32 protein-coding genes and 1 pseudogene are annotated in these 23460 nt (G+C 62.2%); 24 read left to right on the top strand and 9 right to left on the bottom strand.

Going from position 1 to position 23460, the window contains the following annotated elements; all coding sequences use genetic code 11:
- Positions 1 to 6 precede the first annotated feature (6 nt).
- The gene (locus DBV35_RS14635; RefSeq protein ID WP_108661951.1) at positions 7 to 705 is read right to left on the bottom strand and encodes a LexA family transcriptional regulator; all 699 of its coding nucleotides are present in this window, start codon (positions 703 to 705) and stop codon (positions 7 to 9) included.
- Positions 706 to 733: 28 nt separating this feature from the next.
- Here DBV35_RS14635 and DBV35_RS30235 point away from each other — a divergent pair, with 28 nt between their 5' ends.
- The 14 genes from DBV35_RS30235 to DBV35_RS14570 all read left to right on the top strand — a co-directional run bounded on the left by DBV35_RS30235 (position 734) and on the right by DBV35_RS14570 (position 8214).
- Entirely contained in the window at positions 734 to 937 is a 204-nt protein-coding gene (locus DBV35_RS30235) for a helix-turn-helix transcriptional regulator (RefSeq protein ID WP_157961757.1), read from the top strand.
- Positions 934 to 1200, top strand: coding sequence for a hypothetical protein (locus DBV35_RS14625; RefSeq protein ID WP_108661060.1), 267 nt, complete (start codon positions 934 to 936; stop codon positions 1198 to 1200). The genes DBV35_RS30235 and DBV35_RS14625 overlap by 4 nt, the downstream gene beginning before the upstream one ends.
- 295 nt (positions 1201 to 1495) lie before the next feature.
- Positions 1496 to 2005, top strand: a complete 510-nt coding sequence (locus tag DBV35_RS14620; protein WP_108661059.1) for a phage regulatory CII family protein — start codon at positions 1496 to 1498, stop codon at positions 2003 to 2005.
- 50 nt (positions 2006 to 2055) lie between these two features.
- Positions 2056 to 2529, top strand: coding sequence for a hypothetical protein (locus DBV35_RS14615; protein WP_108661058.1), 474 nt, complete (start codon positions 2056 to 2058; stop codon positions 2527 to 2529).
- A 5-nt stretch (positions 2530 to 2534) separates the two neighbouring features.
- The gene (locus DBV35_RS14610) at positions 2535 to 3077 is read left to right on the top strand and encodes a hypothetical protein (RefSeq protein WP_108661057.1); all 543 of its coding nucleotides are present in this window, start codon (positions 2535 to 2537) and stop codon (positions 3075 to 3077) included.
- Positions 3074 to 3280 carry a hypothetical protein gene (locus tag DBV35_RS14605; protein ID WP_108661056.1) on the top strand — a complete coding sequence of 69 codons (207 nt, stop codon included), beginning with the start codon at positions 3074 to 3076 and terminating at the stop codon, positions 3278 to 3280. The genes DBV35_RS14610 and DBV35_RS14605 overlap by 4 nt, the downstream gene beginning before the upstream one ends.
- Positions 3277 to 3417, top strand: a complete 141-nt coding sequence (locus DBV35_RS30230) for a hypothetical protein (protein ID WP_157961756.1) — start codon at positions 3277 to 3279, stop codon at positions 3415 to 3417. Before DBV35_RS14605 ends, DBV35_RS30230 begins: the two co-directional genes overlap by 4 nt.
- The gene (locus DBV35_RS14600; RefSeq protein WP_108661055.1) at positions 3414 to 3710 is read left to right on the top strand and encodes a hypothetical protein; all 297 of its coding nucleotides are present in this window, start codon (positions 3414 to 3416) and stop codon (positions 3708 to 3710) included. Before DBV35_RS30230 ends, DBV35_RS14600 begins: the two co-directional genes overlap by 4 nt.
- Positions 3707 to 3991 (top strand): hypothetical protein, encoded by a 285-nt coding sequence (locus tag DBV35_RS14595; RefSeq protein ID WP_108661054.1) that lies wholly within the window; start codon positions 3707 to 3709, stop codon positions 3989 to 3991. The genes DBV35_RS14600 and DBV35_RS14595 overlap by 4 nt, the downstream gene beginning before the upstream one ends.
- 313 nt (positions 3992 to 4304) lie before the next feature.
- Complete coding sequence (locus DBV35_RS14590) at positions 4305 to 4508, top strand: hypothetical protein (protein WP_108661053.1); 204 nt, start codon at positions 4305 to 4307, stop codon at positions 4506 to 4508.
- A 189-nt stretch (positions 4509 to 4697) separates the two neighbouring features.
- Positions 4698 to 5231, top strand: a complete 534-nt coding sequence (locus DBV35_RS14585; RefSeq protein WP_157961755.1) for a helix-turn-helix domain-containing protein — start codon at positions 4698 to 4700, stop codon at positions 5229 to 5231.
- A gap of 21 nt (positions 5232 to 5252) precedes the next feature.
- Positions 5253 to 5726: a hypothetical protein gene (locus DBV35_RS14580; RefSeq protein ID WP_108661051.1), complete on the top strand. Its 474-nt coding sequence runs from the start codon at positions 5253 to 5255 to the stop codon at positions 5724 to 5726.
- The gene (locus DBV35_RS14575) at positions 5723 to 6823 is read left to right on the top strand and encodes a DUF7146 domain-containing protein (protein ID WP_108661050.1); all 1101 of its coding nucleotides are present in this window, start codon (positions 5723 to 5725) and stop codon (positions 6821 to 6823) included. Before DBV35_RS14580 ends, DBV35_RS14575 begins: the two co-directional genes overlap by 4 nt.
- A complete protein-coding gene (locus DBV35_RS14570) occupies positions 6820 to 8214 on the top strand; it encodes a replicative DNA helicase (RefSeq protein WP_108661049.1) in 1395 nt (464 codons plus the stop codon). The genes DBV35_RS14575 and DBV35_RS14570 overlap by 4 nt, the downstream gene beginning before the upstream one ends.
- 1091 nt (positions 8215 to 9305) lie before the next feature.
- Here the strand turns inward: DBV35_RS14570 and DBV35_RS14565 are convergent.
- Entirely contained in the window at positions 9306 to 10853 is a 1548-nt protein-coding gene (locus DBV35_RS14565; protein ID WP_108661048.1) for a winged helix-turn-helix domain-containing tetratricopeptide repeat protein, read from the bottom strand.
- Between the two features lie 108 nt (positions 10854 to 10961).
- Between DBV35_RS14565 and DBV35_RS14560 the strand changes: the two genes are divergently transcribed.
- The 5 genes from DBV35_RS14560 to DBV35_RS14540 all read left to right on the top strand — a co-directional run bounded on the left by DBV35_RS14560 (position 10962) and on the right by DBV35_RS14540 (position 15659).
- Complete coding sequence (locus tag DBV35_RS14560; protein WP_108661047.1) at positions 10962 to 11423, top strand: cupin domain-containing protein; 462 nt, start codon at positions 10962 to 10964, stop codon at positions 11421 to 11423.
- A gap of 300 nt (positions 11424 to 11723) precedes the next feature.
- Positions 11724 to 12392 (top strand): hypothetical protein, encoded by a 669-nt coding sequence (locus tag DBV35_RS14555; RefSeq protein ID WP_157961754.1) that lies wholly within the window; start codon positions 11724 to 11726, stop codon positions 12390 to 12392.
- Positions 12393 to 13406: 1014 nt separating this feature from the next.
- A complete protein-coding gene (locus tag DBV35_RS14550; RefSeq protein WP_108661045.1) occupies positions 13407 to 14027 on the top strand; it encodes a hypothetical protein in 621 nt (206 codons plus the stop codon).
- Positions 14028 to 14242: 215 nt separating this feature from the next.
- Complete coding sequence (locus tag DBV35_RS31080; protein WP_245943959.1) at positions 14243 to 14731, top strand: hypothetical protein; 489 nt, start codon at positions 14243 to 14245, stop codon at positions 14729 to 14731.
- The gene (locus DBV35_RS14540) at positions 14673 to 15659 is read left to right on the top strand and encodes a phage terminase large subunit family protein (protein WP_245943987.1); all 987 of its coding nucleotides are present in this window, start codon (positions 14673 to 14675) and stop codon (positions 15657 to 15659) included. The genes DBV35_RS31080 and DBV35_RS14540 overlap by 59 nt, the downstream gene beginning before the upstream one ends.
- On the opposite strand, the gene DBV35_RS14535 is transcribed toward DBV35_RS14540, so the two are convergent.
- The 3 genes and pseudogenes from DBV35_RS14535 to DBV35_RS31385 all read right to left on the bottom strand — a co-directional run bounded on the left by DBV35_RS14535 (position 15641) and on the right by DBV35_RS31385 (position 17424).
- A complete protein-coding gene (locus DBV35_RS14535) occupies positions 15641 to 16663 on the bottom strand; it encodes an IS110 family RNA-guided transposase (protein ID WP_108661042.1) in 1023 nt (340 codons plus the stop codon). The two genes, DBV35_RS14540 and DBV35_RS14535, sit on opposite strands and share 19 nt — an antisense overlap.
- Before the next feature lie 52 nt (positions 16664 to 16715).
- Positions 16716 to 16943: pseudogene (locus DBV35_RS31470) on the bottom strand (IS3 family transposase); the annotation flags it as partial.
- Positions 16944 to 17013: 70 nt separating this feature from the next.
- Positions 17014 to 17424, bottom strand: coding sequence for a transposase (locus DBV35_RS31385; RefSeq protein ID WP_108661040.1), 411 nt, complete (start codon positions 17422 to 17424; stop codon positions 17014 to 17016).
- A 26-nt stretch (positions 17425 to 17450) separates the two neighbouring features.
- On the opposite strand from DBV35_RS31385, the gene DBV35_RS14520 reads away from it, so the two are divergent.
- The 4 genes from DBV35_RS14520 (at position 17451) to DBV35_RS14505 (ending at position 19027) form a co-directional block, all read left to right on the top strand.
- Positions 17451 to 17807: a hypothetical protein gene (locus tag DBV35_RS14520; protein WP_108661039.1), complete on the top strand. Its 357-nt coding sequence runs from the start codon at positions 17451 to 17453 to the stop codon at positions 17805 to 17807.
- The gene (locus DBV35_RS14515; RefSeq protein ID WP_108661038.1) at positions 17804 to 18091 is read left to right on the top strand and encodes a hypothetical protein; all 288 of its coding nucleotides are present in this window, start codon (positions 17804 to 17806) and stop codon (positions 18089 to 18091) included. Before DBV35_RS14520 ends, DBV35_RS14515 begins: the two co-directional genes overlap by 4 nt.
- 144 nt (positions 18092 to 18235) lie before the next feature.
- Positions 18236 to 18679 (top strand): hypothetical protein, encoded by a 444-nt coding sequence (locus DBV35_RS14510; protein WP_108661037.1) that lies wholly within the window; start codon positions 18236 to 18238, stop codon positions 18677 to 18679.
- A gap of 99 nt (positions 18680 to 18778) precedes the next feature.
- Positions 18779 to 19027 (top strand): hypothetical protein, encoded by a 249-nt coding sequence (locus DBV35_RS14505; RefSeq protein WP_108661036.1) that lies wholly within the window; start codon positions 18779 to 18781, stop codon positions 19025 to 19027.
- Positions 19028 to 19238: 211 nt separating this feature from the next.
- On the opposite strand, the gene DBV35_RS30225 is transcribed toward DBV35_RS14505, so the two are convergent.
- The 4 genes from DBV35_RS30225 to DBV35_RS14490 form a co-directional block, all read right to left on the bottom strand.
- Positions 19239 to 19739 carry a hypothetical protein gene (locus tag DBV35_RS30225; RefSeq protein ID WP_157961752.1) on the bottom strand — a complete coding sequence of 167 codons (501 nt, stop codon included), beginning with the start codon at positions 19737 to 19739 and terminating at the stop codon, positions 19239 to 19241.
- A gap of 449 nt (positions 19740 to 20188) precedes the next feature.
- Positions 20189 to 20836 (bottom strand): MAE_28990/MAE_18760 family HEPN-like nuclease, encoded by a 648-nt coding sequence (locus DBV35_RS14500; RefSeq protein WP_108661035.1) that lies wholly within the window; start codon positions 20834 to 20836, stop codon positions 20189 to 20191.
- On the bottom strand, positions 20833 to 21378 hold the full coding sequence (locus DBV35_RS14495) for a hypothetical protein (protein WP_205648688.1): 546 nt from the start codon (positions 21376 to 21378) through the stop codon (positions 20833 to 20835). The genes DBV35_RS14500 and DBV35_RS14495 overlap by 4 nt, the downstream gene beginning before the upstream one ends.
- Before the next feature lie 90 nt (positions 21379 to 21468).
- Positions 21469 to 22749, bottom strand: coding sequence for an NAD(P)/FAD-dependent oxidoreductase (locus DBV35_RS14490; protein ID WP_108661950.1), 1281 nt, complete (start codon positions 22747 to 22749; stop codon positions 21469 to 21471).
- 240 nt (positions 22750 to 22989) lie between these two features.
- Here DBV35_RS14490 and DBV35_RS14485 point away from each other — a divergent pair, with 240 nt between their 5' ends.
- A complete protein-coding gene (locus DBV35_RS14485; protein ID WP_245943958.1) occupies positions 22990 to 23436 on the top strand; it encodes a hypothetical protein in 447 nt (148 codons plus the stop codon).
- Positions 23437 to 23460 lie beyond the last annotated feature (24 nt).

Raw genomic sequence — 23460 nt, 5'->3', positions numbered from 1 at the left:
TGGAGATCACCGCCCGGCAGATCCGGATGGGATGATGAGGTAAACCTCGCTGATCCACTCAGGCGAGGCATCGTACATTGGGGGTGCGTTCCAGCTCTCGAGTGTGAAGACGCCCTTGCGCGAACCCTCGCGGATGACTTTGAGGTAGCATTTCCCATCGGGCAGGCCCACGATGGCCTCGGTTCCGATGACATCGTCGTCGATCGATTTCCGACGTTCTTGGCGGGTCAGTATGACGTCGCCGTCCCGGTAGCGCGGAAACATCGAATTCCCTCGCACAGTGAACGCGATAACGTCCGGCGGGACCGGGAATCTCAACTCGACATACGACAGCTCTTCCTCATCTATACTGGCAGGATCCGACATTGTTATTTCACCAGATTCAACGACCCCTCTGATAGGGACACGTGCACTCTGGATTGTTTGTATGCTCGGCACTACCCCGAGTTTAACAGCATAGGTAATTAGCTTCTCGCGATTGGACCCTCTCGGGTCGGCGCCCTTCAGCCAACGATTCACCTGCGACTGAGACACGCCGACCAATTCGGCGACCTCAGTCTGGTTCAGGCCAGTGGCCATGATGGCCCGGAGAATTTCCTTCGGCGTCATGCGCATGCGTATACGCGTCGCAGGCAAGAGCGTCGAATGCGCAAACGCATTTTCTGACTTTGAATGCGAATGCGCATACGTATTATCTTCGCTCATGAACACTTTGCTTCACATCCGGAAGACGGTGCTGCAGGCCACGCAGGGCGACCTCGCGGAGATCGCTGGCACCAACCAGGCGACGGTGTCGCGATGGGAGAAGGGTGTGCTGCACCCGGATCTCCCCCAGTTGGCCCGCATCCGAGATGCCGTTCGGGAGCGCGGGCTTGAGTGGGACGACCGGTGGTTCTTTGAGCTGCCCGCCGCCCCCGCAGAAGAGGCAGCAGCGTGAACCGCCGCGCCTTCCTCGCCGGTGCCGCCGCCGTGCCTGTGGCGGCATCCGTTCCCTTCGTGGGGGCGATCGCTGAGCCGGCCGCGCCGATCGCCTCGGTCGACTGCATCGGCAAGGTGACCTTCGGTCATGTCGGCATCCTGACGGACGACGGGCTCAAGATCATCCCGTTCGATTGCGACGGGGACGGTCAGCTCTGCCTGAAACGTGCGTTCCACGTCGCTCATACCGAGCTCGACACGCGCTTGGCGTCGGCCGCCTGATGCCCGCGCCCCGTCCTCACCCACGACAGCTTTCCCGTTCGTCCATGTCGGATTCCCTCCGGTTTCGACGTGGTCGTTCGGTGGCCGGCGTATGCCCCGCCGGCCACCACCCCAGCTCCTCCCCCCTGGCTTCAGAGCCATGCCAGGGAACCTTGCCAGGGGCCGCCACGCCCCTGGCCTTTCCCTTTCCTCCGCGCTCTTCACGTTCCGATGCAGTCAATCTGGCATCGCCGAAGCGTCTTCGCGACGCATTCTTCGGACGGAACGTTGCGCGAACCAGTTCAGAGGTTGCGTGATGCTTGGAGCACGTGAGCTTCCCGAGGCCGATTACCTGAAGCTCAAGGCGGCGAGCCGCGATCTTGTCCGCGCGGTTGGCGGCGTGACGAAGGCAGCGCAGGTCACCCGGCTCGACGCCGGGCGGATCTCGCGAGCGGCATCGAACAACGACTCCTCGTTCCTGCCGCTCGACGTGGTCGCTGACCTCGAGGCGCATGCCGAAGATCCGATCGTCACCCGCGTCCTCGCCGGCATGTCCGGCTTCACGGTGGTGCCGGACGAGGTGACGCCCTCGAGAAGCTCGCCGCTGCAGCTCCTGACCGCGGTCGTGAAGGAGGGTGCCGACGTCGTCGCGACGCTCACCGAGGCCTACGCCGACGGCGAGTTGGACCTCGACGAGATCGCGATGGCCCAGGAGCAGATCCGCCAGGACATGGAAGCGCTCGCGAACCTCAACAAGCGGCTCGCCGACCTGGCCCGCGAGAAGGCAGGCGTCGTCTCCATCAAGCGCGATCGCAAGCCGGCCTGACCTCAACCCGCCGGCGGTTCGGGGCCCGGCACATCCGAAGGAGAGCGACGATGACCGTCCCAGGTCACAACGGCTACGACCGCGAGGTCGTCCAGAGCTACATCCGCCGCCACGAAAACATCGAAGCCCAGATCCTCAGCGAGAAGGGCGCGATGATGAAGAAGTGCCGGGATCTGAAGGCGGACCAGAACGCCATCCTCGAGGAGGCGAAGGACAGCCACGGGATCCCGAAGAAGATCCTTCGGCTGATCCTGAAGCAGCGGGACCTCGAGCGGAAGATCGAGGACCTGGCCGATGGGCTCGATGACGACGAGGCCGACTCCTACGACCAGATGCTCGCCGCGATCGAGGGCATGGAGGACACGCCGCTCGGCCAGGCCGCGCTCGCCGCCGCGAAGCCGAAGCAGGACGACGGTCAGACCGACCTTCAGGACTTCACCAAGGCCGAGGAGGAGAGCGACCCCGAGGTGGACGCCTTCATGGACAAGACGCACGCCGAGCGCGTCGCCGAGGCCGCGGAGTAGGGCGGGTGCACCTCCTCGCGATCGACCCCGCGACGCACATGGGCCTGGCCCGCTGGATGGCACCGGACACCTTCTGGTCCGGCGTCGAGGTGCTTGAGGGGGCGACACCCGCCGCCAGGTTGCACCACGCCCGCGACATGCTCCGCCGGAAGCTGATCGCCTTCCAGGCCCGAGGCGAGGCGGTCGATGCCGTCTATTGCGAGGACTTCCGAGCCCAGGGCTGGGGCGCCGGCGCGTCGAACGCTGGCACCGTGGAATTCCTTACGATGCTCAAGGGGATCATCCTCGAGGTCGGTGAGGCGACCAAGACGCCTGTCGTGCTGGTGGTAGCCTCGACCTGGCGCAAGAGCTACCTCGGCACCGGGAAGATGAGCGGCGGCCGCGCGGCCTGGAAGAAGGCGGTGAAGGAGCAGTGTGCCCGGCTCGGCATCCAGGTGAGCGGAGACGATGAAGCCGAGGCGGTCGGACTCTTGTGCCACGCCCGCTCGGTGAACGACCCGCGCTTCGCGGTCCGGGTCACGCCGCTCTTCGCCAGGAGCGCCGCATGACCGTCTCCGGCCGCTCCGACATCCTCGACCTTGAGGTTCAGGTCCACCCGCAATCCGAGCGCGCGGTGAAGGTCTCCGCCGACGGCGATGAATCAAACGCCGCCTGGCTCCCGCTCTCGACCATCGAAATCGCGATGAAGCGCAACGGGCTCGCCGAGGTGTCGATGCCCGCCTGGCTTGCCGTGGAGAAAGGACTCGCATGACCGGCCTTCTCGTTCTCGCAGCGTTCGCCGTCATTCTCTCCGGCGTCGACGCCATCCCCACTCCGAGGCCGAAACCGGCCCGCTTGGTCGTCACGATCGAGCCGATGCCGGACCTGACCTGTGAGGTGCGGCCATGATCCGCGTGCTCCTCGCCGCCGGTATCGCCTCCGCGGTGCTGATGGGTCCCGCCACCGGTGGTCAGGTCGTCTGCAAGGACCGCAACGAGATCATCGAGATCCTCGCGCGGAAGTTCGGCGAGACGCAGCGTTCGTTCGGTCTCCAGAACAACAAGTGCATCCTCGAGCTGTACACCTCGCCGAGCGGCACCTGGACCGCGCTCGTCACGCTGCCAAACGGCCGCTCGTGCGTAGTCGGTGCGGGCGAGGCATTGACCGTCCTTCCGCCGCCGCCTGTCGGGGATCCGGCATGAGCACCATAAAAACGAGCGACGATGCCTTCACCGCTATCGGCACCATGTGTTCGCATGGCGTTGAGGCAGCGATAGAGGACGCGAACTTCCGCGAGGCGATGCGGTGGGCTCGGAAGCTGGCTCGAGCCGAGTTCGAGCGGGATCTCAAGATGGACCAGGTGCCGTCGGCCAAGGACGAAGGTGCTGACGAACATAAACCGGGCGCGAGACCATGGAAGACGATGGAGCATGTTGTGGCTTCTGGGTCGATGAATCCCTGGGCCTCAGCATTGAGTACGTAGAGACACACACATGGGAGCGCCTGCAGGACGGTTCCGTCTTGCGCGATGGGGCCTGGTATCCCGACGAGCGCGACTGGGTCGAGTGCGACGGCAAGACGATGCCGAAGGAGATTGAGGGATGCGGACCGAGAGAGTTCGCGGTGCTCACGCGCGAGGATCGTCAAAAGCGTCGTCCGGGACGAAAGCCGCATAGGGTCCCCGCCACCTCACTGTGCTGGATACATAGCGAGAGTCTGAACGATGCCGTCGCTGTGCTCGGCCTTCGCGTTTCCGGGGGCGAGCGAGCGCAGGAATTGAGTGGGGCGCGCCGCTGATGGCCAGCCGCAACGACCCCACCACCTGGAAGCCCAACCACTGCCAGTGGTCCGGCTGCACGGGATGGGCCACCCATCACGGTCCGGTCGGCGGCTGGCTCTGCCGCGCCCACTGGCTCGCGCAGCAATCCGCGGCGGCACCGCGCGCCGAGCCGGTTGCCGGGAAGCCGCAGCCGAGCCTGTTCGATGAGGCCGCGGCGTGACCTTCACCTCCGAGCGCCACCTGCGGCAGGGCCCGCACCGCAGAACCAAGAGGGTCGTCGTGGTGTGGATCCGCCGCCGCTTCCTACCCGGCCACGTCGAGCACCGCCGCGCCGCCCGCCGGCCGACGCGGCACCGCCTGATCTTGGCCGCCTGAGGTCATGACCACCACGAGACCGAGGAGGCACGTCATGTTCGCGCCCTATCAGAACCCCGTCGCGCTGCACTTCCACGAGCGCCGCATCGCCGCGCTGATCCGCCTGAACCGCGCCCGAGTAACCGCGTTTGTCCTGATGCAGCTGCCCGCCCGCCAGGAGCCTGAGCCCATGGAAGCGTCCAGTGAGGAGATGGAGAGCGTCGAGGAGTCCGCGTCGCCGATGAAGACGAGCTTCCAGAGCGACGACGAGGTGCTTTCCCCGCACATCCGGGTCGAATTCCGCCATCCGATCGCCAGGATCAAGAAGGCGGTCGCGGAGCACTATGGTGTCACGCTCGCCGAGACGGACAGTCCGAGACGCCCGAGGCAGCTCGTCAAGGCGCGCCAAGTCGCGATGTGCCTGTGCCGCCGCCTCACGCGGCACTCCCTTCCCGAGATCGGATCGCGGATCGGACGGCGCGATCACACGACCGTCCTCCACGCGATCTGCAAGGTCGAAGACATGATGGAGCGGGACGAAGCCTTCCGTGCCGAGGTGGAAGACCTGGCCCGGCGCGTCGAGTTCTGATCCTCAGCCGGGGGAACCCCGATGGCGCTGGCACGGAAGGGCGATCGAGAGCTTGAGCCGGTGTCCGCGCTTCAGCGCGTGCTCGACGAGTTCGGGGTCGAAATCGTGCCGCCCAACGTCGCCCGCACCGAACTGCGGACCCACGCATCCGCGACACTCAAGAAGATCCTCGCCGAGCATGGTGAGGGTCACCTCCGACTGGTGCTCTTCAGCATCACCGAGACCACCAACAACAAGCGAGCGCTGATCGAGCCGGTCATCACGGCGGTGTCGGCACTGATCCTCAATCACCCGCGCTGGGTCGAGAACACCTTGAGTTGGCTGGACGAAATGGACAAGATCAACCTGCTGGATCTCTTCGACCAGGCGAACCGGGCCCGCGGCGATAACGTTGTCGGCGTCGGCTCGCGGAACAACGCCGTCTACGACCGTCTGCACGATCGGCTGATCGTCTCTCTCGGTGAGGGCTCGGCGCAGGGGAGGTTGGACCTGTGACGCGGCGGGACGATTCCGACGAGATCGCGAACGGCCTCGCCGCGCGCATCGAAGACGTCCTCGACTGGCTCGCACCTGGCTACGTCATCCACCGCGGAAAGGCCTTCCTCACCGCAAAGGGGCCGAAGCAACTCGGCTCGTTCCAGGTGAACCTCGAGGGCCCGCACCGCGGCACCTTCTACCGCTTCTCCCAGAGCGTCGGGGGCGGCCCTATCAAGTTGGCCGCGTACTTATTGAACGGCCAGGCCGGCGAGCCCTCCACCGCGGACTATCGCCTGGCCTTCCACGAGGCGCGCCGCTTCCTGGGCATGGACGACCGCGCCGTGGACGACGAGACCGCTCGCCGCGCGCGGGAGAAGGCGAGGGCGGACTCGGAGCGCCGCCGCGGCGAAGCCGAGGCTGAAGCGCAGGCCGAGCGTGAGCGCAAACAGGAACGCGCCGACTGGCTCTGGGAGCACGCCGAGCCTCTCCCCGGCACGCCGGCCGAGCGCTACCTTCACAAGCGCGGAATCCACCTGGAGGTCTGGCCGACCTGTCTCCGCTTCGCCCAGTCCATCCGGCATCCGTCCGGCGCTTGGTCGCCGGCGATGCTGTGCCGTGTCGACGGGCCCGCCGGCGAGTTCCGGGGCGTCTGGCGCATCTTCATCACCATCGACGGCGAGAAGGGCTTTGGTGGGCAATCCAAGCAGGGACTCGGCCCCACCGGCGGCGGTGCCGTCCGGCTGTTCGGACCTGACCGCGGCCGTGTCGCCGTGTGCGAGGGCGTGGAGGCGGCCTTCGGCGTGCACCTCCTCACCGGCCTCCCGGTTTGGTCGCTCCTCTCGACGAGCGGCATGACGGGCTTCGAGGTGCCGATGCAAATCGGGCACGTGGACATCTTCGAGGACGGCGACACCTGGGCGGAGAAGGTGGACAAGCGCACCGGCCGGGAGAGGATCTCGCCGCCGCCCGGACCGTCGGCCGCCGAGCAGCTCTTCCGTCGCCTTCGAGAGGAGGGGGTCGAAGTCACTCGCCAAGCAGGCCCCGAGGACGGCTCCGACTACCTCGACATCTGGCGCTTCATGCAGAAGGTTTCCGGCGAGATGGCCCTCGCATGATCTCTGTCGAGGCACCGTCTGCCGAGAAAGATCTCGTCGGCCATCTGCTCCTCAATCCCGATGCCCACGACGACATCGCCGAACGTCTGAAGCCGAAGCACTTCGCCAGCGAGCTGATGGGCGGCATCTACGAGGCGATCGGCGCCGTCCGCGCCAAGGGCAACTCCTGGGGCCTCTCGCTTGTCGAGGCGAGTTGCCGCGCGGAGCTGAAGGGCGACATCACCCTGCGCGCCTACCTGCCGGTCCTGATGGCCCGCAACACGATGGGCATGACGGCCAAGGACCTCGCCGACAAGATCCTCGACCCGTTCCTCCGGAACCAGTGGCTCGACATCGCCGCCAAGCTCCCCGCGCTCGCCAACGACCGCGACATCCCCGGAGACGATCTGCCGGAGAGGGGCATGGCGCTCCTGCATGGCGTCTACAACGCCGAACCGGTGAAGGAGATCGCCACCGTCGGCGAGCTGTCCGCGCGCCTCATGGAACGGATCGACGCCGCCCAGTCCGGCACCGTGAAGGTCCAGGGCCTCTATTCGGGCTTCCGCTCCCTCGACGAGCTGATCGCGCCGCTGATGCCTGGCCGGCTCATCGTTGTCGGTGGTGCAACAAGCATGGGAAAAAGCGCTCTCGCCCAGCGTCTCGTCTGGGGCGTCGCGTCCTCAGGCCATCCAGTGCACCTGGTCACCAACGAGATGACCAACGACGAGGCGATGGAGCGCTTCGCGGCGCAGTTGGCACGCGTCGATTCCCGCCGGATCCTCACCGGCTCGCTCAACGCCGCCGAGCGCGACCGGCTCTTCGACGCGCTCGCGCGGGTTCGGTCCTGGCCGATCACGGTCGACGACAGCGAAGGCCAATCCGCGGCCAACGTCCGCCTCCGCACCCAGCGCCTCATCCGCCAGCGCGGCCTCAAGCTCCTGGTGATCGACCATCTCCAGTTCCTCGAGCCGATGAACAAGAAGGCGAAGGAATACGAGGCGATCGCCGAGACGACCCGCGAGCTGAAGAAGATTGCGAAGGCCCTCAACATCCCGGTGGTCTTAGTCTCGCACGTCAACCGCGGCTTCGACGCCGACGTGAAGACCGCCAAGGACATCCGCCTGCCGCAGCTGCGCGACCTCCACGGCTCCTCTTCCATTGAGAAGGACGCCGACACCGTCCTCTTCGTGCACCGGCCGATCTACTACCTGAGCCGCGCCGAGCCGAGCGTGAGCGCGAAGCACTACCCGGAATGGGCCGTCGACCGCGAGAACTGGGAAGGCCGCGCCGAGCTGATCAAGGCGAAGATGCGCGGCGGTGTCGGGTTCGCGCGGCGGCGGGTGCTTTACCGCGACGCGTTCACGCTTTGCGAAGACGAAGAGGTCGAGAGGACTCAGAGCATGATGCTTTGAGAAACTCTTGATCAGGAGAGAAGTTAGGATCGCGAATAGACGGAAATCAGGGTTCGGCCAAGATTTTTGGGCACTCAAAGTTTACAGAAAAGTTGAACTGTTTGATCGAGAAAGGTAATATCTGAACGATTGGCGAGGTTGAATCCTAATATGCACGGCAATTTATGGAGGATTGGCCCTTCAGATTTTTGCGCTTGTGTGATCGGGAGACTCGTGAGTCATCCGGAATGAAGTTTGAATAAACATAAAAACATCTAATCAGAAAGCATTGTCGATGCAAACCGTGGATTGGTTGTCTGGAGTTTTTTATAGTGCTATCATAGTAATGGCGATTTGGATTATCATCTTTACTATATCTGTTGTAATGTACATATATTTCTTATCTAGAACGGATGCAAAAGAATTAGAAGATTTGACTAAAAAATTATTAAAAATTGCGTAAAATATGATGGTCACAAGGAGTGCTATAAATATCTTAGGGACGAAATTAAAAGAGAAGATGAAATTATCCTTCATAGACTAACATAGACACTTACCTTCCAAGGGTTTCTTATAAGTGCGATGGCCGTGTTGATCGTTTTCGCCTGGGAAGGATCGATTGGTGTATTCATTCTGAGGAAGTTAGCTATACTAGCCGTTGGTATGATTGGGTGGTCAATCGGTATCCTCTCTTTCGTTGGGATATTGGCATCAAGAAATTCGATTAGATCCATTAAAGCGGAATGGGAGAAGCGCGATGAGCAGTGGGGAATTTACCGAATAACGGTTCCTCAAGCCTATGGATCTGGCGGAGCCTTTGTGGGTGGCTCACTATTCGTTGAGTTGATGCCGTTAATGTTTGTTTTGATGTGGTCAATGTATATTATCGGAGTCGTTTATTAGGCATCGTGGGAAATGCAAAATTGCCAAAGCAAAGGCGCTAAGATTGAATGTGTTTTCAACAATCAATCATCAAAATAGAAATAATAAATTCAAATATTATTTTCCTATTGTAAAATATTACTAATTTGGATAGCCATCATGTATTGGCCTAAGAATGAAGATCTCGGTCCGCCTAGGCTCCTGTAAAAGCCAATGCATCGAGCGCGTATTTATTCGGGGAGGCCGGCCGTTCGAAGTGCCTCTCCGAGCGTCTCCGCCAGCGCTGGCGCGCAATTGACGCCCTCGAATTGGCGTTTGAAGCGGAATGTTGGGTGCAGTTCGAGTACCCTCGCCGCGGCAGTTTTCGCCTCATCCAGCCGCCCGAGTTTAACGAGCGCGGCCGTCAACTGCACATAGGTGATGCTGTGTGCCGGATTGGCCTGAACCGACTTGTAGGCTGCGTGACAGGCCTCTGCGTAGCGGCCGCGGAGCAGGTGACTCATTGCTTGCGCGTCGAAAGCGGCAAAGGCCCATGAATCGAAGGGGCTGAGGCGCATGCCCCGCTCGCTCCATTCGATCGCCCGTTCGGCCTCTCCGCTCCATCCGAAAATGACGCTTCCAAGGATGTAGGTCAGCGCTGATGACGGACTGATGGCGAGCGCGGCCTCAAGCGCGGTGAAGGCGGCGCCGCGGTCGTGTCCGTCCATACCGATGGAAAAACCGGCCAGCGTCAGCGCGGTCGCATCGTCTTGTCCATGGAGGATCGCGCTGCGGGCATGATGGATTGAAGCGGACCGGTTCACTTCCTGCAGCCCTGCGCGCAGGAACAGGCAGTGATGGCACATCGCCGCGTTGCCGTGGGCCAATGCGTAGGTGGGGTCGATGGCAATTGCGCCTTCCAGCAAGACAAGGGCTCGCGCGACCTGTTCGGGCATGCCGGAATCGACGTCGTGCTGGGCCCGCAGCAAGAGATCGTAAGCATCGAGACTGTCGGGGCGTCTCCGTTTCACCCTGTCAATCTCGGCGCGCCTAAGGCTGGCCGATATCGCACCGACCACCGATAATCCGATCTCGTCCTGAAGGGCGAAAATATCGTCGAACATTCGATCGTAGCGTTCGGCCCAAATATGGGACCCCGTCGATGCATCGATCAATTGGCTGGTCACACGTATGTTGCGGCCGGATCTTCGCACGCTGCCTTCGAGGACATAGCGAACGCCCAGCTCGCGACCGATTTGCGTGATATCGACGGCGCGGCCCTTGTAGGTAAAGGTCGAGTTCCGCGCGACGACGAATAGCCATTTGATCCGCGCCAGCCCGGTAATGATGTCATCGACCATTCCGTCCGCGAAGTAATCCTGCTCCGGATCGCCGCCGAGATTGGAGAACGGGAGCACCGCGATGGATGGCCGGTCGGGCAGTGTCAGCGCGGAGCCGGAGACGACCGGGTCACCCGCAGTGACGGCCGGCCCGACGTAACGATAGCCGCGGCGCGGCAAGGTTTCGATCCAGCTCGGTGCGTCCGGCGCCTCGGCCAGCACCCGACGCAAGGCCGCAACCTGAACCGCCAGATTGTTGTCTGCGACAGCGAGGCCGCCCCAGGCTGCCTCGATCAGCGCATCTTTTGACACCGGCGCGCCCGCGTCCTCAAGCAGCCGGCGCAACAACGCAACCGCACGCCGACCCAGCATCGTGGGCTCAGCGCCCCGATAGAGGAGGCCCGCGGTCGGGTCGAGACGAAACTGGCCGAAACGGTAGGTGCCGCCCCTGACTGTCATTCAACGATTTTAGCAGATTTTTCAGAGCGGCTTCACGACTCGCCGCCGACCAAGGCCGACGGTGAGGCCGTGCAACGAGAACCAACCCCACAGCCAAAGGAGGGGAGCATGAGCGCCGATGCCGTCATTCGCATGCCCAACGAAACCAGTGGGGTCATGCTGCGTGGACACCCGATGGTCTTCCTCGTCACCGGCGAGGACACACGGCACACGAGCATGTTCGACTGGATCATTCCATCGGGATTCGCGACCGGATTTCATGTTCACCGCGTTCAAGAAGAGACATTCTTCATGCTTGAGGGTGAATGCGAATGGTGGATAGGGGAAAGGGTGGTGCGGGCGGTGCCGGGGACCTTTCTGTTCATCCCGCCGGGTGTGAAACACAACATCACCAACATCAGTGATGCGCCGGCCCGCGTCTTGATGACTGTCTCACCACCGGGGCACGAAAATTACTTCGAAGAGCTTGCAAAGTTGGCGGCAAATGGGACCCCGGACCCAGCAGAACTTGTTTCACTCCGAAGCCGATACGACACCGATCAACTTTCCACCCTGACGACGAGTTCGTGAGAGTTGATCGGATGCCGCCGCCAGATGCGAAATCCGCGGAGTGTAACGCGTCGAGAATTCATCGTTCGCAATTGATGATCGCACCGCGCGCGTCGAAGACTTGAATCTTCCCGCGCGGCGCTTCGCATGTATCCCCGGCGGTCATGCTCTGCTCGCGCCGGCCTCGGCTCGGTTTAGGCTGGGCGTTCTTCTCTTCAAGCTCTACGCGAAACTCCTCCTCCGCTGTATGTTCGAATTATCCCGCGAATGGAGAGGTTTCATGCTGCCAGACGCCACCGTCAAGAGCTCATCCGCGCCTGCTTGGTCGAGGTCGCCCGGACCGAGCGGAAGCTCCCAGCGTCCCGCCTGACACCTGCCGGAGCATCGGGCTTCTGGCGATCCATCCTCCGCACCCAGGAAGACATTAACGGCTGGTCGCCTGAGGAGAAGGCCGCCTACGCCGCGGGCCGCTTCGCACGCACGGCGACGGCCGCCGAGGTCTCGCGGTGGGAAGAAGTGCTCCACTGGATCATGCACACCGTCACCGAGGAGCGGAACCGGCGCGCTGTGTCCGCATGGGCTCAGATGAAGGCCGGTGGCCGGCACATGAAGGCCAGGTGCAAAGGCGAAGGCATCGAGGAGCACGCCGGGAAAAGGCGCGCCGATCGGGCCGTCCGGGAGATCGCGGCGGCGTTTGGCAATAATCCCAGCCTCTTGATCTCTGTAGGCTCGGAAGGGGTGTTCATCGAAGAGCCGGTTTCGGGTACTGAAAACGGAACGCTGGACGAGCTCGCGTTGCAGGCCGCGCAACGCTCGCCGAGAGCCTGGATGGCCTCCGACGCCAAGCCCCTAGCCCACGACGAAGACGATCCCGACGCGGTCCAGGCGAGCGCCAAAGCCATCGAACAGCACAACAAGGCCATGCGCCGGCGCGCTGCGTCGATCGAGGCTAGGAAACGCGAGAAGTTAAACGTATTCGAAACCTCGTAGGCATCCGGGGGCTGAAGTGAACCTTGCGGATTTAGGCCCTATCGAACTTATTGAATGACGATATTGTTGGATATTCTTAGATCGAAACTCTACGAACCGCGTGTTGTCACTAGTCGTTATGGAGAGCAATCTGAGATTGATCTAGCGTGCTCAGAAATTATAGCTCCAGTTGTATCGCGATACGTGTGAACGGAAGAAAATCCAGCCTCAAGTAATTTGACAAGTTCTTGGTGTGTGCACCATCTTGATTGAAGATTCGACCAAATTTCATTGGAATATTGTTCTTATTTTTGTGGTAGCAACTCATTTGAAATTTCGTATTTATAGTAAGACATAAGTAATTCTTTGTTGATGTCGTAATCAACCAAATTCGTGTACGAATCTAATTGATATGGTAATTTTGATTGAGCCTTGGAGATAGGCTGTTCTATATTTGTAGGTGTTCTTGACGGCGGTGCTTTGAATTCCAAGCCAACGATCTCTCGGCCGAACGCTCCAGCTATACTAAGCGCACCCGCGCCAAGCATTATCCTGCCGAGGTCTCTAGACTTATTTGGGGTATCAGTCCCATCGGCAACATTATTCACACCACTTGACGGAGGTGATGGCGGTACCGACTGCTGAGGCATATCTGGCCACTGAATCTCAATTTCGATACGGTATAACGTTGGGCTGATTGTACACGTGTCCGAAAGAAATTTGGCTCGGCATCACGCTTCTCAACCTTGTAATTGCACATCCGAGCCCTCGCCGGATGGTTACTAGGGGTCGTTTGATAAAACGAAAAGCCGCGACCGCCAAACGGCGGCGAGATCGATAGGCCCCTCGACCTCCGCTACGTCGCCGCCGCAACCGCCGCAACAGCGGGAAATGGGCGCGCACGGCAGGGGGATGGAAAATCGCGCCTTCAAGGCAATCATCTCCTTCCCTGGCTCGAGCCCTTAGATGTGCTCGAGGGGCGGCGGATCAAGGCGCGGATGTCCAGGTTCGACAAGAGGCGCGAACGGAGGCCTCATGGCCACCATCACGATCACTCTCAAGGGCGACGGCCACAAGCGGCTCCTGAAGGCTGCGGAGGCTCTCGGCGCCCGGGGCCGGGCCGAGATGAAGCGCTCGCTCATCAGCGGCGGCAGGAAGACCACCACCGAGGTCAAGAAGGCCCTGGTGAAGCAGACCTCGATCAAGAAGCGTGCCATCGACAACCGCGTCTCGGCCTACTTCGATGACGGCACGGGCATGGCCTGGGTCATCAAGGGCACGGGCACCGGTGTCCAACCCACAGAGTTGCAGAGCCTCAGCGCCAAGTCCTCCAAGGACCGCGGTGAGCAGCCTCGCGATGCCCTCGGCCGCTTCGCCGACTGGCCCAACCCTGGCCTCGCCAAGGGCAGGATCACCGCGTCCGTCTGGGGGAAGAAGCGCACCTTCGCCTACTCCGAACTCCGCTTCGGAAAGAAGGGCGGGAGGGGCTACAAGACTTTCTGGCCCGGCAAGCCTGCCCACCACATCTTCGGCCCTGCACCTGCCGAGGAGATCGTGAAGGACCAGGCCGTCGCAGCCTTCCACCATGGGCCACCTCGGGTCGCTGCGGACCTGGAGAGGCGGATCATCAAGCTCTCTGGTGGGGCGTTCTCCTGAACCTGATGCACCATCGTGCAACTTGAGTTTGAATGTTCCACGGGGCGGACACCTACCTCGCACCACCCTGCGGTTGAATAGAGGGTCATTTGGCGCGCTCTGTGCGCCTCTGGCACCCCTCGGGGAAGGGACCGTGTGCCGAAAAGGGCCAGGCCGCGGGGACGCCCCACCGCAGGATTCGAGCATTTTTGGCGATTCCACTTTTTTGGGGTGACGTGACGATCATTCTCTCAACCGCCGAGATGTGCGAGCTGCTCGGCTGCACCCGGCCACTGCTGCACAAGCGCGCGAAAGCCCTGAAATGCATGCCGATCGGGCGGGGGAAGTGGAACGCGTCTGAGTTCGTCCAGAAGGTGATGGAGAGCCAGGCCGCTGCGAAGGTGAAGCCGGCCGAGCCGAGCGAGCTGGAGCAGATGCGAGCGGTGCGCCGGCAGCGTGAGCAGATGGAGTTCGAGAGGGAGAAGCGGTCGCTGATCCCGATCGAGGAGGCGCTCGACACGACCGCCGAGATCTGCGGCGTGTTCCTGGAATCGATGTCGACCATCCCAGCGCGCCTGACGAGGAACAAACGTGAGCGCCAACGGATCGAGGAGATCATCGAAGACGAGCGGCAGCGGGTCTCAACGCGTTTCGGCAAGCTCCGAACTGTGCTTCGCACTGGCGGAGCGCCTGATCCAGCCGAGCCGGAAGCTCACGCCGAGTGAGTGGGGCGCGGAGAATGTCGTCTACGGGCCGCACACCGGCCGGCCAGGTCGTCGCGATCCGGGCCTGACGCCCTACGTCATCGAGCCGGGCATCGCGGTCCACGGCCGAACGCACAAGCGGGTGGTGTTCGTCTGCGGCGCGCAGATGAGCAAGTCGGCGCTGGCGCTCGATGTGCTGGGGTCTCGCCTCGACTGCGCGCCGGTGCCCGTCGCGTACGTGGCGCCGACCAAGCAGGCGCTCGTGCGGCAGATCGAGCCGAAGATCGCGGAGCTGCTCCTCGACACACCGCTTCGCGAGAAGGTCTCGCTGGGCAAGAAGTGGACGCAGTCGAAGAAGATCGTCTCCGGCGTCGCGCTCCGCATCCTCTATGGGGGTAGCTCGCAGGAACTGAAGACGGAGTCGTTCGGCCTGATCATCACCGACGAGGCGGACGAGCTCCTCGCGAACGTCAAGCACCAGGGCAGCCCGATCCCGCTGATCGACCGGCGCGGTGAGACCTACGACGACTTCGTGCATTTCGTGATCAGCACGCCAAGCGTGGGGCCCAGCGACGTGGAAATCGACGCGGACACGGGGCTCGAATTCTGGGCGGAGATCGATCCGGTCGAGGTCCAGTCGACGATCTGGGCGCTGTGGCAGTCCGGCACGCGCTATCACTGGTCCTGGCCGTGCCCACACTGCGGCGAGTACTTCATCCCGCGGTTCAAGCTGCTGCAGTGGGAGAAGCCGGTCGACGAGCGCGGACGGGTGGTCAAGTCGAACGCGATGCTCGCGATGCGCACGGCGCACATCGACTGCCCGAACTGCGGCGCCGAGATCGTCGACGACGACAAGGAGGCGATGAACGCCAGGGGCGTCTACGTCGCGCCTGGGCAGTCCGTCTGGAGTTGCCCCGTTTATGCGGACAGTTACGGACTTACAGATTGAAGCCGCTCTTTGGCGGCGCGTTCGTAGTTGATGGGTGACAGGTAGCCGAGCGCCGAATGGCGCCCCTTCTTGTGACTGGTTCGTCGCTTCAAGGCCATTGCCCAGTCCTTGAGCTCTTGTCCGCGTCCCGGCCTCACGCGGCAGAGCAGACTATTGGCGGCTTCATAGAGCATTGTGCGCAGCATCTGATCGCCGCGCTTTGAGATCCGGCCGCCGTAGTCGATCGCGCCCGACTGATGGCGCCTCGACGTGAGGCCGGCGTACGCGCCGACCGATCGGGACTTCGCGAACCGCTCGGGCGCATCGATCGTCGCCACAAAGGTTGCCGCGGTGACGGTGCCGACACCGGGGATCGTCATGAGGCGGACGCAGGCATCGCAGCCCTTTGTCTGCCGAACGAGTTCTTTGGTCAGCGTCGCAGCCTGGCGAAGGGCCTCGGTGCGAACCGCCAAGAGCGGCAGCACGATGCGGGCAAGAACCTCTTGTCCTTCCAGAGCCGTCCGAACCCGTGCCTCATAAATCCGCGGCTGCAACGGCAGGCGAATGCCAAAGCTGGCGAACAAGCCGCGGATCGTGTTCTCGGCGTTGCGCCGCGCGTCGATCGCGGCTGTTCGCGCGGTCAAAAGTGCCCGTCGTTCCTGCGAGCGGCGGCTCTTCACCGCGACCTTCCGGTAGAAGCCGGTACGCGCAAGCTCGGCCAGCATCGCCGCATCGTTGGCATCGGTCTTGTTGTGCATCTGGCCAAGAACGGCGTGAGCCTGACGGGCATCAACGCAGATCGCTGGAAGCCCACGCTCTTCAAGCTCGCCGTGTAGCCAGTTCGACATGCGCCCGGTCTCCAACACGACGCGGACCAGTCCGTTCTCAAGCCCCTTGAGCGCCGCACAGATCTCCTCGGGCTCCGTCGAGACCTTTGTGGAGCGGACGACGAAGCCATCCTCGCGCCGCACACAAATCGCCGTCTCGTTCTTCGAGACGTCAAGACCGACAAAATACCGTTCCATCTTCGCCCTCCTATTTGCATCGGCCACGATGACCGACGGAGAGCGCGGGTGATCAATTACCCCGAGTGATGTCGGCGACCCACAGCCGGTCCCGCGCTTCGGCGCGGAAGTTGCGGTCGACGAGGTCCGAGGCCGGCCGCACTCGTTCGTCGCGGAACGTGGTTCGCGTTCCTCTTCGGCGGCTGATGCCGGCAAGGCCTTCCGCTTTCATCAGCCGTGCGATGCGTTTGCGACCGACACCGACCTCCTTGAGCTCGGCGTGGATGCGCGGGGCGCCGTAGCTCTCCCGCGACGCCTAGTGAATGACGCGGATCCGGGTGCTGAGGGCGGCATCGTTCCTGGCACGCTGGCTAGGCTCTCGGTGTCGCCACGCATAGAAGCCGGCACGCGATACGCCGAACGCACGGCACATCGTTTGGATCGGGAAAACGGCTCGGGTATCGAAGTAATGAATCGGAAGACCGAGAGCGCGTCGCGCCGCTCTCCTGTGCGAACCAGGCTGCGGCCTTTGAGAGGATATCTCTCTCCTGACGCAGCTGGCGGTTCTCCCGGCGAAGGCGCCGCAACTCCTCGCGCTCCTCGCTCGTCAGCCCATCGCAGCGGCCGCCGCCGTCACGCTCAGCCTGGCGGATCCAGCCATGGATCGTATGTGCGCACGGCTCGAACTCGGGCGCCAGTTCCTCGACGCTGCGACCCGCGCGCGCCAAGGCGACGATCTGTTCGCGGAACTTCGGCGGATAGGGACTTCTCGTTCTCGGCATCGGGGCGCTCTCCTCTCAGGGCAAGTGTGTCCACGAAACCGGGGGAACTCCAACTCCAACTCCACGGTGAAGCGGGGCCGATCACCTTCGGTGAGATCGAGAAGGCGCTCGCCGAGCACGAGGTGAAGGCCACCAAGGAGCGCGCCAGCGTCAAGACAGCGGTCACGATGGCCGCCCCGGTCGCCGCCGGCGGTGGTGCCGTGGTGCAGGTCGTGAACGAGGCCAAGGGCACGCTCGACCAGTTCGGGGCGATGGCGAGCATCGGCGACATGGTGGCGCCCGTGGTGGCCTCGCTGATCGTCGCCGCCGGCATCGGCGTGGTCGCCTACCTCGTTTGGACCCGGATGCGCGGTCGCCGGATCACCGAGGCCGCGGTCGAATGATCGTCGCCGCAATTCAGGCCCTCGTCACCCTCGTCGGTGTGCGCGGGCTTGTCGGCTTCGGTGTCGGCATCGCGGTCGGTTTCGGGCCCGGCTACCTCGCGGGCAAGTGGGGCGAGAGCCACGCCACGGACGCCAAGATCACTGCGGCGCTGGCGGCCGCGCAGCGCGAGCAGGAGAGGGCGGACGATGAGGCACTGGATGCGGCCAATTGGGCTCGCCGCTCTTCTGAGCGGGATGCTGATACTGGGGGCTTGCTCGACGATGACGGGTGGCGCCGGCCCTGACCGCGCCTGCATCGCCTTCGGGCCGATTTCGTGGAGCCAGAAGGACACCCCGCCCACCATCCGCCAGGTGAAAAGCCACAACGCCACCTATGGAGCCATCTGCCCGTGACCGATCTCAGCCACCAAGCAGACGAGAGGCAGGCCATGCTTATCGTTCGCCGGATCTCAGACGGGGTGCGGAGCCACTTTGGCATCCGCGTCTCCGAATGGGTGATGGTCTACCGGGCGCTCGGGATGGGCCTCGCGCTGATGCTCCAGCCGGACATGTTCTCGACGTCGCCGTCCTTCGAGGCGATCACGCGCTGGGCGGACGAGTCGCTCTGGTCCTGCTTCGCGATTACTTGCGCCTTCCTGCGGTTCGCCGCGCTGGTGATCAACGGCACGTTCGAGCGCTTCCAGTACTCGCCGCACATCCGTGCCTTCGCCTCGCTCGCTGGCGTCCTCTTCTGGTCGCCGTTCACGCTCGGCTTCCTTCAGGCCGCGCTGTTCGGCGAGGGGGCATGGTCTCCCGTCGTCGCCTATTCCACCCTGCTGACCCTGGAGTTCGCGAACGTCTACCGATCCTTCTTCGACGCCCGCGCCCGATGAAGTAGGGCGTGATGGATTGGTCGTCCGTGGATTTCGAGAAGGTCTTCAACGGCCTTCTTTTTGTCGTCGCGCTGGTGCTCGGGTTGGGTCGGTCAGAAAATGGGGGCGAAGCGGAAGGGGCAGGCGCCGGAGTCCGAGACGCTGGAGCTCGCCGGCGCGGTCATCGACGGGCACAAGGCCGATCGGCTGGAGGCCGCGTTCACACACAATGTCGAGGCCATGACGCGCCTACACGAAGCCCTGGCGGCCAACACGGACGCGCTCGGCGAGAACCGGCGTCAGGTGTTGGAACTGGGTCGGGATCTGAGAGAGCTGATCAAGCTCCGCAGCAATGGGGGAGGGGCTTAGGTCAGCCCTTTTTCTCCTTCTCGACCTTCGTGTCCATCAGTCGAGCGAGCCGTTCCTCCGCTCGCTCGACTTCGCGTTCCACCGTCGCCATCGGGCTCAAAGGTGGGTATTTGAAACAGATTTGATAATTCTGTTTCACACGCGAGGCTCGTCTGGAGGGGCGGCCCGCGACTGGGCCCCCCCCCCATACAGGCGCATTGCCGCGCGGGGGCTATTGCTCAGTTGGTAACTTTAGAAGCTCTATAGCCTCATCAAGGGGCAGTTCGGAGCTTAAAGATCCATAAATTGGCACCTTACGTCCAGACGAAGTTCTCAACAAGGCGCTATCGATCCCAAGTTGGTCGGCCTCTTCTTTTGTTAGGTCGCCGACCAGGAACCATTTCACATCCTGCCGAAGGATTGTCCAACATTTTTCTATGCCAGCTACGCCAATGCAGCCCTCAAGAACTAGACTCACGCCGTCCTTGATAGGGTTAACACAGATTTTGAAGCGAGCAATTCCAACTTCATAGAATACATGACATGCACTGGTTAAATTATATCGCCAGCTTTGTCCAAACGCACTCACCTCTAAGTAAAAATTACCACTCTCATTGACTATTCTGATGCAGGCATGTATTTCAATGCAATATTTTTTCCCAAAAACTCTTATGCATTCTTTCCAGTCAACGCATTCTTCCCAAACAACAGATAAAACGGTAATAGGAGCCATTTATTAAACCTTTCATAAAAATAGTGGGTGAGTGCCACCCGTAGGCATCAGAGGTGAGTTTCAAGTCGATGTCAATATGATGAGACGTTATCTTTCGGTCTCGTCGCTGCCACATAGTCATCGCTAAGGATGACATCCAGCATGGCTCTCTGTTCACAGCCAGGCAAACCTGGTTCTCGAACAGACGCGATAGTGGCGCGTATGCCTTATGCGACGTGAAACACTTCTGATGTAAACTGTTTCAGGTTGGTAGGCCAAGCCATGCAGAAATTACACGAGTTGCCCTATAATCCGGGCGGCATAGCCCGCCTCTCAAAATTCTCCGAGAACAGCCGTTTCGAGAGGCTTGGTTTCGCGAGGAGTATCCTCACACGGAGCTAGGCAGCCTCGACGGGGCGCTGACGTGTCGCGAAATGTTCGTTTTTAAGAGGAGCTATTGCGGGAATCGATCAAGCCAACTTGTAGGTCTTTAGAATCACGCTGTTCTCTAAAGCGTCGCCAAAAGCACGCATTAGTCCAATTGTTTCGTCTGCGATCTGATCTAAGTCCGATTTGGAAACCAAAGTATCTTCACCATGCGCAATTTCATTTCTTCTTTTAAGTAATACAATATTAATAAATGAAGACTTTCTTTCGAAGTGAGTTCCGTCAATCCCGCATATTAAGCAAATATCTGAAAATACATCGAAAGTTAAATTTGACTTGGTGTTTATGAGGTCATAATTAACATGAATAAAACGAAGGTCCGGTGAATTAAGTATTTCGTCCAAAATGCGACAACGTTCCAAAATACTCTTTTGGGAGACTGCTAATGCGGACAGGCGTGGAAGGCAATAATTTTTTAGAAACTGCCTGTCTAATTCTCCATAGCGCATTCGCCGTAGAGCCACATGCTCCAAGTATTTTCTTGCGGAGTACCTTATATAGCCTTCCCAATGGGCGTAACTGATCGTCACTAGGGCTCGAAGCAAAACTCGTTGTAGGTTTTCGTCTCCCCGTCTAATTGCGAGCTTCAGGTCAGAGATTTCTCTGATTCTCCAATTTCTACCTTCTGTAATCTGTACAGAAAAATCTGTCTCCGTGTAGGGCTTGCTCACGGATTAAACCATGTTGCGCCAAAGGGGACCGTGCGCTTGATGCGGATCGTCCCTCGGAGGCCAGGTGACGTGAAATTTTCAGCGTCAGGCTGTAACCAGAATAGTTCCAAGCGATTTTTTACGAAAGCGATAGCCTCTTCGGTGCCCAACGCGGTGATCGCGCCAAGATTTTTGGCAACTCCTACCGCAATCACTTCTAAGCCGACGAAGCCCACCTTTCCAATGTGAACTCCGTTCTGGTGCCGACGTAGGGCGCCGTTGCCCGCCGCAATATTAAGAAGCTCGAATGTTCGGTCAATCTGGTTCACTGCGGTTGAGTGGTCTCCAGATTTCGCTAACGTTACAATACCTTCGTCAATATACTCTTCGACATCGAGGCGTACGTCGTAATCTATATTTGTATGAACTAGAAAACGGACGGCCATTTCCATATGACGCTGCTTTTCGGCCTGCTCTTCTGAGACCGAGGTGACGGTTCGGAAGGATTGTTGCTCGGCGGCTTGCTTTACAGCGATGAAGTAATCACGATTTACCATGAGCATGATACAGTTCCGCAGCTCCTGAGCATTTGCTTGCGTTCCCCCCCCCCCCCCCCCCCCCCCCCCCCCCCCCCCCCCCCCCCCCCCCCGTCCTCAGCGCGCCGTGTCGATGTGGTCCGTCTGGTCGACGATCAGGCGGGCGTGCCGCGTGTCGGTGACGTACGTCCAGAACCAGTTCAGCGCCACGATCAGCCGGTTGCGCGTTCCGATCAGGAAGTAGACGTGGACGACGGCCCACAGCAGCCATGCCGGGAAGCCGGCGAAGCGGAGGCTGCCGAACTCGGCCACCGCGGCCCCGCGGCCGATCGTGGCGAGGTTGCCCTGGTCGCGGTAGCGGAACGGCTTCGGCGCCGGCTCGCCCGCGACACGGGCGGCGATGACGCGCGCGGCGTAGGCCCCCATCTGCTTGGCCGCCGGCGCGACGCCCGGCACCGGGCGACCGTCCTCCATTGCGGCGTGCGCCGTATCGCCGAGCACGAAGATCGACCCGTCGCCCGGCACCGACAGGTCCGGCGCGACGATGACGCGGCCCGCGCGGTCGGACGGGACGCCGAGCCAGCCCGCCGCGGCGGAGGCCATCACGCCGGCGCCCCAGATCACGGTGGCCGCGTCGATCGCTTCATCGCCAACGACGACCCCGTCGGCCGTGCAGTCGGTCACCGGCGCGCCGAGGCGCACCTCGATGCCGAGCCGCTTCAGCGCGCCGAGCGCCGCCGCCGACAGGTTCGGGCGGAAGGCCGGCAGGATGCGGTCCCCCGCCTCGACGAGGATGACCCGCGACGCGCCGACATCGAGGACGCGGAACTCGCCGCGCAGCCCGCGCACAAGCTCGGCGACGGCGCCTGCCATCTCGACCCCGGTGGGCCCGCCGCCGACGACGACGAACGTCGACAGCCGCCTCTGTCGTGCGGGATCGGTCGTGCGCTCCGCCTCTTCGAGTGCAGACAGGATGCGGTGGCGCAGGTGCGTCGCGTCGTCGATCTTCTTGAGGCCGGGCGCGAATTCGTCCCACTCGGGATGGCCGAAATAGCTGTGGCGCGCGCCGGTCGCGAGGATGAGGACGTCGTAACCGATGCGCTCGCCGTCCTCGAGCTGGACCGTGTGGGATGCGCGATCGACGCCGACGACGCGCGCCAGAATGACCCGCGCGTTCGCCTGCTTCGCGACGAGATTGCGGATCGGCCAGGCGATTTCCGCCGGCGACAGGGCGGCGGTGGCCACCTGGTAGAGGAGCGGCTGGAAGAGGTGATAGTTGCGCCGGTCGATGATCGTCACGTCGACCGCCGCGCGGCGCAGGCCCCGCGCCGCCTCGATCCCGGCGAAGCCAGCGCCGACGATCACCACCTTCGGCCGGACGTGTTCTGCACCCTTCATCATCGCGCAAGCCTCCGTCGCGCCACGCGACGGCCGATGAATGGGGACCCGCGCGGCGCGGCGGGAGATCCCGGCGGGCTATTCGTTCGATAGCGCACGAGTATTGGCGCAGGAGCGCGCGAGGGCCGACCTTCGTTGCATGGAAGACGACAGGAAGGATGCTCGTCAATGTGCTCCGATATGGTTCACCCCGACGCCTCGTCGCCGCCGCTCTTGCCGGCGCCGTCCGCGACGACCCTCATGAATGCGCTCGTGGCCGGCGCCGCGGCGGACCTTGCCTGGGAGGTCTGGGCGCGGTTCATCACGCCCATCCTCGTCGGCGGCCCGCTGCAACCGGCCGCCCTCGTCCAGACGGTGTTCGGCCTGTCGAGCTGGACGCTGGCGGAGGCGATCCACATCATCGTGGGCGTCGTCTTCTACCCGATCGGCTATCTCTACGTCGCCCGGCCGATCGCGCGGGTCGTGACGCCGTTCCTGCCCTGGTGGGCGGTGGGCGCCGGGTTCGGCGTCGGCCTCTGGGTGTTCGCGCTCTACGTGATGGCCCACCTCATCGGCGGACTGCCGGCCTTCCTCGGGTTCATCCCGCTCGCGTGGGCTTCCCTTGCCGGCCACATCGTCTTCGGCCTCATCACCGCCGCGGTGGTGCGGGCGCTCGAGGCGCGCCAAATGGGCGTCGCCAACGGATAAATCCGCCGCGCGGCGGGCGTTGCG

The sequence above is a fragment of the Acuticoccus kandeliae genome, from assembly GCF_003073115.1.
This window is presented reverse-complemented; position numbering and strand designations above follow the sequence as displayed.